The sequence below is a fragment of the Pseudomonas sp. SDO55104_S430 genome, from assembly GCF_054070595.1.
The window spans coordinates 22942-30987 of sequence record NZ_JBSVXG010000060.1; the positions used below are offsets into that span (position 1 = coordinate 22942).

8 protein-coding genes are annotated in these 8046 nt (G+C 61.9%); 4 read left to right on the top strand and 4 right to left on the bottom strand.

All coding sequences use genetic code 11. From position 1 onward, the window contains the following. Window positions 1-97 precede the first annotated feature (97 nt). The 3 genes from gspG (at window position 98) to ACW9JE_RS13265 (ending at window position 2323) form a co-directional block, all read left to right on the top strand. Window positions 98-547 carry a type II secretion system major pseudopilin GspG gene (gene gspG, locus ACW9JE_RS13255; protein WP_457432982.1) on the top strand — a complete coding sequence of 150 codons (450 nt, stop codon included), beginning with the start codon at window positions 98-100 and terminating at the stop codon, window positions 545-547. Between the two features lie 14 nt (window positions 548-561). Beyond that, the gene (locus ACW9JE_RS13260) at window positions 562-1749 is read left to right on the top strand and encodes a type II secretion system F family protein (RefSeq protein WP_224537642.1); all 1188 of its coding nucleotides are present in this window, start codon (window positions 562-564) and stop codon (window positions 1747-1749) included. Window positions 1750-1822: 73 nt separating this feature from the next. After that, on the top strand, window positions 1823-2323 hold the full coding sequence (locus ACW9JE_RS13265) for a hypothetical protein (protein ID WP_457432984.1): 501 nt from the start codon (window positions 1823-1825) through the stop codon (window positions 2321-2323). A 146-nt stretch (window positions 2324-2469) separates the two neighbouring features. Here ACW9JE_RS13265 and ACW9JE_RS13270 read toward each other — a convergent pair whose 3' ends face one another. Continuing rightward, the gene (locus ACW9JE_RS13270) at window positions 2470-3366 is read right to left on the bottom strand and encodes a LysR family transcriptional regulator (protein WP_457432985.1); all 897 of its coding nucleotides are present in this window, start codon (window positions 3364-3366) and stop codon (window positions 2470-2472) included. Between the two features lie 124 nt (window positions 3367-3490). On the opposite strand from ACW9JE_RS13270, the gene ACW9JE_RS13275 reads away from it, so the two are divergent. Next, window positions 3491-4513: an alpha/beta hydrolase gene (locus ACW9JE_RS13275; protein ID WP_457432986.1), complete on the top strand. Its 1023-nt coding sequence runs from the start codon at window positions 3491-3493 to the stop codon at window positions 4511-4513. Window positions 4514-4711: 198 nt separating this feature from the next. Here ACW9JE_RS13275 and ycaC read toward each other — a convergent pair whose 3' ends face one another. From ycaC to ACW9JE_RS13290, 3 genes are all read right to left on the bottom strand, one after another. Next, entirely contained in the window at window positions 4712-5338 is a 627-nt protein-coding gene (ycaC, locus tag ACW9JE_RS13280) for an isochorismate family cysteine hydrolase YcaC (protein WP_175377473.1), read from the bottom strand. 71 nt (window positions 5339-5409) lie between these two features. Further along, the gene (locus tag ACW9JE_RS13285) at window positions 5410-7248 is read right to left on the bottom strand and encodes an amidohydrolase (RefSeq protein ID WP_457432988.1); all 1839 of its coding nucleotides are present in this window, start codon (window positions 7246-7248) and stop codon (window positions 5410-5412) included. Between the two features lie 9 nt (window positions 7249-7257). After that, complete coding sequence (locus tag ACW9JE_RS13290) at window positions 7258-7869, bottom strand: antibiotic biosynthesis monooxygenase (RefSeq protein ID WP_457432989.1); 612 nt, start codon at window positions 7867-7869, stop codon at window positions 7258-7260. Window positions 7870-8046: the final 177 nt, after the last annotated feature.

Here is an 8046-nt window from a genome sequence, read left to right on the forward strand (position 1 = left end):
GGGGGATGCAGGAATGCGTCGAAGCCATTGCCGGTGCTGTGCATGGCAATTGCATAGGCTCTCTCACGATCCTTCCTGCCGCTTGTGTGAGGTCATCATGAAACAGCGTCTTTCTTCCACCACCCGCAGCTGTTCACCACGAAACCAGCGCGGGTTCACCCTCCTCGAACTGTTGGTGGTGCTGGTGGTGCTCGGGCTGTTGGCCGGCATCGTCGCGCCGAAATACTTCGCGCAGCTGGGCCGCTCCGAAGTGAAAGTGGCCAAGGCGCAAATAGAAGGTTTGGGCAAGGCCCTGGACCTGTATCGCCTGGAAGTGGGTCACTATCCATCGACCGAACAGGGCTTGCAGGCGCTGGTCACCGCGCCCAGCGATGAAACCCACTGGACCGGCCCGTACCTGCAGAAAAAACTGCCGCTGGATCCATGGGGACGTGCCTATACCTATCGCTACCCTGGCGAGCACAGCGAGTACGACCTGCTATCCCTGGGCAAGGACGGCCAGGCCGGCGGTGAAGGCGAAAACGCCGAAGTTTCCAACTGGCAATAACGGATATGGCGACCATGCGTTTTCACCTCAAAGCGGTCGGCAAGGCCGGTGTGGTTTCCATGACCGTCGAAGCACCCGGTCACAGCGAAGCCCGGCGCATTGCCGAGGACCAGGGTCTGCGGGTGGTCAGCCTGCGCGCCGAACGACATTGGCGCGCCTTGGGCCTCAAGCAGCGCGAAACCTTCAATCTGGTGTTGTTCAGCCAGGAACTGACCACCCTGCTCAATGCCGGCCTGCCGTTGATCGATGCGCTGGAAAGCCTGGCGGAAAAGGAAAGCGCGCCCCAGGCCCGCAAGACCCTGAGCGAACTGGTGCGCCTGCTGTATGAAGGCAAATCCTTCTCCCAGGCACTGGGGCAATTGTCGGCGGTGTTCCCTCCTTTGTATGTGGCGCTGGTGCAGTCCAGCGAAAAGACCGGTGCCGTAGGCGATGCGCTGGGGCGTTATGTCAGCTATCGCCAGCGCATGGACGAGGTAAGGCAGAAGATCGTCAGTGCGTCGATCTACCCGATGCTGCTGCTGATTGTCGGCGGTGGCGTGGTGCTGTTTCTGATGGGTTATGTGGTGCCGCGCTTCAGCCTGGTGTTCGAAGGGCTGGGGGAAAATCTGCCGTGGATGTCGCAGATCCTGATGAGCAGCGGCATGTTCCTGCATGCCCACCAGGGCGAGTTTTTCGGTGCCTTTGCGGCGTTCATCGTCGCCATTGCCCTGCTTTCCCGACAACCGTCGTTTCGCCGTGGCGTGGACCGGCTGATCGAGAAAGTCCCGGCGGTTCACCAGCGCATCTTCATGTATGAACTGGCGCGCTTCTACCGGTCGCTGGGGATTCTGCTGCAAGGCGGTATTCCTCTGGTGACCGCCATGGGCATGGTGCGCAACCTGCTGACCCCCGCCTCCCGCACGCGTCTGGATCAGGCCTGCGAGCGGGTGCGCGAGGGGCACTCGCTGTCGGCTGCGCTGGAACTCAATCACCTGGTGACCCCGGTATCCCTGCGCCTGCTGCGCGCGGGTGAACAGTCCGGCAACCTGGGGCAAATGATGGAGCGCAGTGCCGACTTCTACGACGAAGAAATCAGCCGCTGGATCGAATGGTTCGTGCGGCTGTTCGAACCCTTGCTCATGACCTTCATCGGCCTGCTCATCGGGGTCATCGTGATCCTGATGTACATCCCGATCTTCGAACTGGCCTCGAGCATCCACTGACCCTGTTGCACGAGGGTAGAGCTGTGCGCTGCACGGTTTTACGTTGCACCCGAAGAAGAAAACGGAGAACAACATGCACTTCAACAAGCTTGTACTTGCAGTAGCTATTGGCGCAGTTTTGTCGGCGTCTACCGTATTGATTCCGGACAGTGTGTCTGATGTGTCGACTGCACATGCCAAGGAGGGAGGTGGTGGGCATGGTGGCGGTGGCGGTGGCGGCGGTCATGGTGGTGGCGGCAATGGCGGCGGCGGTGGCGGCGGCGGCGGCGGCGGCGGCGGCGGCGGCGGCGGTCATGGTGGTGGCGGCAATGGCGGCGGTCACGGCGGCAGTGGAGGTGGAAGCGGCGGCAGTGGCGGAAGCGGCCATGGTGGTAGCAGTGGCGGCAGCAGCGGCAGTGGCCATGGCGGCAGCGACCACTCCGGCGGCACCGCCTCGAACTCCGGCCGCAGCGGCACCCACCCCGAACCCGGGGATGACCGCGGGGTTCATCGCTCAGGTGACGACAACGGCGTACATCGTTCGGGCGATGACAATGGCGTCCACCGCTCCGGGGACGACAAACGCACCAACTGATTCACCCAATCCCCTTGTGGGAGCGAGCCTGCTCGCGATGACAGTGTGTCAGTCACCATCCATGTTGGCTGATCCATCGCCATCGCGAGCAGGCTCGCTCCCACAATGGTTTTGCTTCCAGCCGCTGAACCTGTAGGAGCTGGTGTTTATAGCTCGCATTCAGCCTGATTCAGCCGCTCCCGCAAAAACTCGATCAACGCCTGAACAGGCCGGGATGATTGCCGGTGTTGCGGGTACACCGCCGACAGGGTCAACGGCTCAGGTCGGAAATCGTCCAGCACCGGCATTAGCCTGCCCTCCTTCAACGCCGCACCGACGATAAAGGTCGGCAGGTAAGTGATGCCCATCCCGGCCACCGCCGCGTCCTTGAGCAACTCGCCATTGTTGACCCGCATGCGCCCGGTGACGTTCACGGCCATCGGCTTGCCCGGCCCGGCGAAGCGCCATTGCACCTGGCGGCCGTGGCCATAAGGCAGGCAGTCATGATCGTGCAGGTCTTCAGGTTTGAGCGGCGTACCACGCTCAGCCAGATAAGCAGGACTGGCACAGTACACACGCTCGATCGATGCAATGCGCCGGGCAATCAGAGTCGAATCTTCCAGCGTGCCAATACGCAACGCCAGGTCATAACCTTCACCGAGCAGATCCACCGGCCGATCGCTCAAATCCACTTCCACCGTGACATCCCGATATCGCTGCAGAAACAACGGCAGCAGGCACCCCAGATGCGCCAGTGCAAACGACAGCGGCGCACTGACGCGGATAGTCCCTCGCGGCTCCGTGGTCTGCCCGGCAATCCCCTGCTCCACCTGCTCAACTTCACCCAACAGGCGCAAAGCCGATTCGTAATAACTCTGCCCCAACGGCGTGACGTCCAGTCGCCGCGTCGAGCGGTTGAGCAACCTCACACCCAACCGCTCTTCGAGCTGCATCAGCCGACGGCTGACGAATTGCTTGGACAGGCCCAGTTGATCAGCGGCGGCGGTGAAGCTGCCGGAGTCCATGACCTGGCAAAAGATACGCATGTCTTCGAACGGGTTCATTGTCACACCTTGGTTGACAGTCAAACGCTTTATAGCGGCTTTTTCTCATTCGGGCACCTCATTAATCTGCACACATCGGCTCAGAACACGAGCTGCCAACCAACAGACTAAAAGGAATTACCCGATGAACATCGTCCAGAAAACCCTGACCACCACCCTGCTCGCTTTCGCTGTCGGCAACGCTTTTGCCGCGGGCAGCCCGGGCGTGGAGCACAACACTCAGGCCTTCCTCGAAGCCCTCGCCGCAGGTGGCGGCAAGCCCCTCGAACAGCTGAGCCCGAAAGACGCCCGTGCGGTGCTGACCGGTGCCCAGGCATCGGTGAAGGTGGACTTGTCCGGTGTCGAAGTCAGTGACCGTGCGATCAAGGTCGGCGAGCAGGCCATCAACCTGAAAATCGTCCGCCCTGCCAAGGTCAAGGGTGAGTTGCCGGTGTTCATGTTCTTCCACGGTGGCGGCTGGGTGCTGGGTGACTTCCCGACTCACCAGCGCCTGATTCGCGACCTGGTGGTGGAGTCCGGCGCCGTTGCGGTGTACGTCGACTACACGCCGTCGCCGGAAGCGCACTACCCGACTGCGATCAACCAGGCCTACGCCGCGACCCGCTGGGTGGCCGAGCATGGACGGGAAATCGGTGTCGACGGCAAGCGCCTGGCGGTGGCCGGCAACAGCGTCGGCGGCAACATGGCGGCGGTGGTGGCGTTGATGGCCAAGGAACAGAACTTCCCTGCCCTGCGCTTTCAGCTGCTGATGTGGCCGGTGACCAACGCAGGCTTCGACAACGGCTCGTACCAGCAATTTGCCGAGGGCCATTTCCTGACCAAGGGCATGATGCAGTGGTTCTGGGACAGCTACACCACCAACCCGGGCGACCGCTCCCAGATCCACGCCTCGCCGCTCAAGGCCAGCGCCGAACAGCTCAAGGGCCTGCCCGCCGCGCTGGTACAGACTGCCGAGTTCGACGTGTTGCGTGACGAAGGCGAAGGTTATGCCCGCCACCTGGACGCGGCCGGCGTGCCGGTGACCTCGGTGCGCTACAACGGGATGATTCACGACTTCGGCCTGCTCAACCCGCTGAGCCAGATTCCGGCGGTGAAAGCGGCAGTACGCCAGGCGGGGCTGGAACTCAAGACACATCTGAAACCCTGAAAACAAAAGATCGCAGCCTGACAACAGGCTGCGATCTTTTTTGCTTTGTGTAGGAGCGAGCTTGCTCGCGATGGACTCAAGAACGACGCGGGGCATCAGATGCCCAGCGTTATCGTTAACGACCATCGCGAGCAAGCTCGGCTCCTACAGGGGATTGTGCCGAACGCGGTATTTTGAACGGCACATTCACCGGTTGGCTTATTTAGCGGTAAAGGTGGTGTAGCTGTTGATCAGGTTGCGGTAGTTCGGGATGCGCTCGGACAGCAGGTTGGCCAGGCCTTCCATGTCGTTGCGCCAGTCGCCTTGCAGCTCGCAGGCTACCGAGAACCAGTTCAGCAGTTGGGCACCTGCGGCCGACATGCGTGCCCAGGCAGCCTGTTGTACGGTGGTGTTGAAGGTGCCGGAAGCGTCGGTCACCACGAACACGTCGAAACCTTCGGCCAGGGCCGACAGGGTCGGGAACGCTACGCAAACGTCAGTCACCACACCGGCGATGATCAGTTGCTTGCGGCCGGTGGCCTTGATGGCCTTGACGAAGTCTTCGTTGTCCCAGGCGTTGATCTGGCCTGGACGGGCGATGAACGGCGCATCCGGGAATTGGGCTTTGAGTTCCGGCACGATCGGGCCGTTCGGACCGCTGTCGAAGCTGGTGGTCAGAATGGTCGGCAGGTTGAAGAACTTGGCGATGTCGCCCAGGGCCAGCACGTTGTTCTTGAATTCGTTGGGCGAGAAATCCTGCACCAGCGAGATCAGACCGGTCTGGTGATCGACCAGCAGTACGACGGCGTCATCTTTGTTCAGGCGCTTGTAAGGAACGTTGCTCATTGGAAAAACTCCTTGGTGGATGATTATTGCGTGTCACGCCGACGCAAGGGCGCCGGCGTTTTGGTTATGCGTCAGAAAGCAAAGCAGGAGCAGCCGAACGCGCCCCAGAAACCGGCGAAATCGCTGACCGGCGCGTTCGACAGGCGTGCCCGTTCATGGCTGTGGGAATGCACTGCGCACGGACCACTGCACTGGTGAACCTGAGCCTGCATCGGTGAGTTCGGGCGCCAGTGACCCGGCACCTTCACCACCGGCGACCAGTCCGGCAGCACCGGCACGCTGGCAGGTCCCAGCTTCTCGAAATCGCCAGCGGCGTATACGACCTTGCCGCCAACCACCGTCAGCACCGACTCGATCCACTTGATCGCTTCTTCGTCGACGCTGAAAAAGTCCGCGCTCAGTGCCGCCACGTCCGCCAGTTGCCCGACCTTGATCTGGCCCTTCTTGCCCTGTTCGGAAGAGAACCAGGCGCTGCCGTGGGTGAACAGTTCCAGCGCGGTCTGGCGCGACAGCCCTTCGGCGTGCAGCTCCAGGCCACCGACGGTGCGACCGCTGACCATCCAGTACAGCGAGGTCCACGGGTTGTAGCTCGAAACCCGCGTTGCATCGGTACCGGCGCCTACCGGCACGCCTTCGGCCAGCATGCGCTTGATCGGTGGCGTGGCTTCGGCAGCCTTGGCGCCGTAACGCTCGACGAAGTATTCGCCCTGGAACGCCATGCGGTCCTGAATCGCGATGCCGCCGCCCAGCGCCCTCACCCGCTCGATGTTCTGCGGGGTGATGGTTTCGGCGTGGTCGAAGAACCACGGCAGACCGTTGAACGGAATGTCGCGATTGACCTTCTCGAACACGTCGAGCATGCGGCTGATGGATTCGTTGTAAGTGGCGTGCAGACGGAACGGCCAGCGCTGTTCGACCAGATGGCGGACCACCGGCTCCAGTTCGTCTTCCATGCTCTGCGGTAAGTCCGGGCGCGGCTCGAGGAAGTCTTCGAAGTCCGCCGCCGAGAACACCAGCATTTCTCCGGCGCCGTTGTGCCGCAGGAAGTCGTCGCCCTGGTGCAGGCTGACGCTGCTGGTCCAGTTCTTGAAGTCGGTGAGTTCTTCCTTGGGCTTCTGGGTGAACAGGTTGTAGGCGATGCGCACGGTCAGTTGCTGGTCCTTGGCCAACTGCTCGATCACCTGGTAATCGTCCGGATAGTTCTGGAAACCGCCGCCGGCATCGATGGCGCTGGTCAGGCCCAGGCGATTGAGTTCGCGCATGAACTGGCGGGTCGAGTTGACCTGATATTCCAGCGGCAGCTTCGGCCCCTTGGCCAGGGTCGAATACAGGATCATCGCGTTGGGACGCGCCACCAGCATGCCGGTGGGGTTGCCGTTGGCATCACGGACGATCTCGCCACCCGGCGGGTTCGGCGTGTCGCGGGTATAACCGGCCACACGCAGCGCGGCACGGTTGAGCAAGGCACGGTCGTACAAGTGCAGGACGAACACCGGGGTGTCCGGTGCGGCCTGGTTGAGTTCGTCCAGCGTCGGCATGCGCTTTTCGGCGAACTGGAATTCGTTCCAGCCACCCACCACTCGTACCCACTGCGGGGTCGGTGTGCGGTCGGCCTGCTCCTTGAGCATGCGCAGTGCATCGGCCAGCGACGGCACGCCTTCCCAGCGCAGTTCCAGGTTGTAGTTCAGGCCACCACGGATCAGGTGCAGGTGCGAGTCGTTCAGGCCAGGGATCACGCAACGACCCTTGAGGTCGATCACCTGAGTGCCCGAGCCGCGCAGGGCCATGGCTTCGGCATCGCTGCCGACCGCGACGAAGCGACCCTCGCGAATGGCCACGGCGCTGGCGTGCGGATTTTCCCGGTCAACGGTATGGAACTGGCCATTGAACAAAATCAGATCGGCGTTCATCGCGTTTCCTTAAGGCTGAGTGGAATGGGATTGGCCGGCTTCCAGCCACGGCGTAAAAAGCCGCGTGGCCATCGGCATGAAGACGTACACCACCGACAGCACGATGGTCAGGGTGATCAGGAACGTGGCGACCACGTAGCTGGACAGAAAGGCATTGAGCGATAGCAGCGGCCCCCAGATCAGTGGCACCAGCAAGGTGTGCGGCAGGATCACCAGCAGCGTCACCACGGCCTGTTTCCAGCGCGGCGGTGGCGATGCCGCGTCGGCCAGCGGGGCGAACCAGAATTCGTTGACCGGATTGACTTCGGTCTGGTCGCCGTCGGCCAGCATCGGCGCGGCTTCGTCGACCAGCGCCTGGCGCTGCGGCGAATCGAGCCAGCGCTGCATCGCCTCGGTGGAACAGAAGCGTAGTACACAGGTGAACAGGTGCAGACCCGCCTGCTTGCCACGGACCACATCCACCCCCAAATGCCCCTCGCTCTGCCCCGCCACCTTGACGATGTTGCGCAGCCAGGCTTCATAGGGTGTTTCAAAACCGGCCTTGATCCGGTGTTTGACGATCAGGGTGACGACTTCGCCAGCTCCGGGGCTGGTCGGTTCAAGTCGATTGAAATCAGACATACGCAAGGCTCCGGCAAATCGAGTAGTGAGATTGCCGGGGTGGGGGAAGAAAAAATTGGATGTACGTGCTCTTTTTCAGAGCTTGGGGTCTGTGGATCGACATAGAACCAATGTGGGAGCGGGCTTGCTCGCGAAGAGGCCGTGTCAGCCAACATCTTTGGAGACTGACACACCGCC

Coding starts and splice junctions, on each gene's coding strand:
- gspG (WP_457432982.1), top strand. CDS start 98: ATGAAACAGCGTCTTTCTTCCACCACCCGCAGCTGTTCACCACGAAAC.
- ACW9JE_RS13260 (WP_224537642.1), top strand. CDS start 562: ATGCGTTTTCACCTCAAAGCGGTCGGCAAGGCCGGTGTGGTTTCCATG.
- ACW9JE_RS13265 (WP_457432984.1), top strand. CDS start 1,823: ATGCACTTCAACAAGCTTGTACTTGCAGTAGCTATTGGCGCAGTTTTG.
- ACW9JE_RS13270 (WP_457432985.1), bottom strand. CDS start 3,366: ATGAACCCGTTCGAAGACATGCGTATCTTTTGCCAGGTCATGGACTCC.
- ACW9JE_RS13275 (WP_457432986.1), top strand. CDS start 3,491: ATGAACATCGTCCAGAAAACCCTGACCACCACCCTGCTCGCTTTCGCT.
- ycaC (WP_175377473.1), bottom strand. CDS start 5,338: ATGAGCAACGTTCCTTACAAGCGCCTGAACAAAGATGACGCCGTCGTA.
- ACW9JE_RS13285 (WP_457432988.1), bottom strand. CDS start 7,248: ATGAACGCCGATCTGATTTTGTTCAATGGCCAGTTCCATACCGTTGAC.
- ACW9JE_RS13290 (WP_457432989.1), bottom strand. CDS start 7,869: ATGTCTGATTTCAATCGACTTGAACCGACCAGCCCCGGAGCTGGCGAA.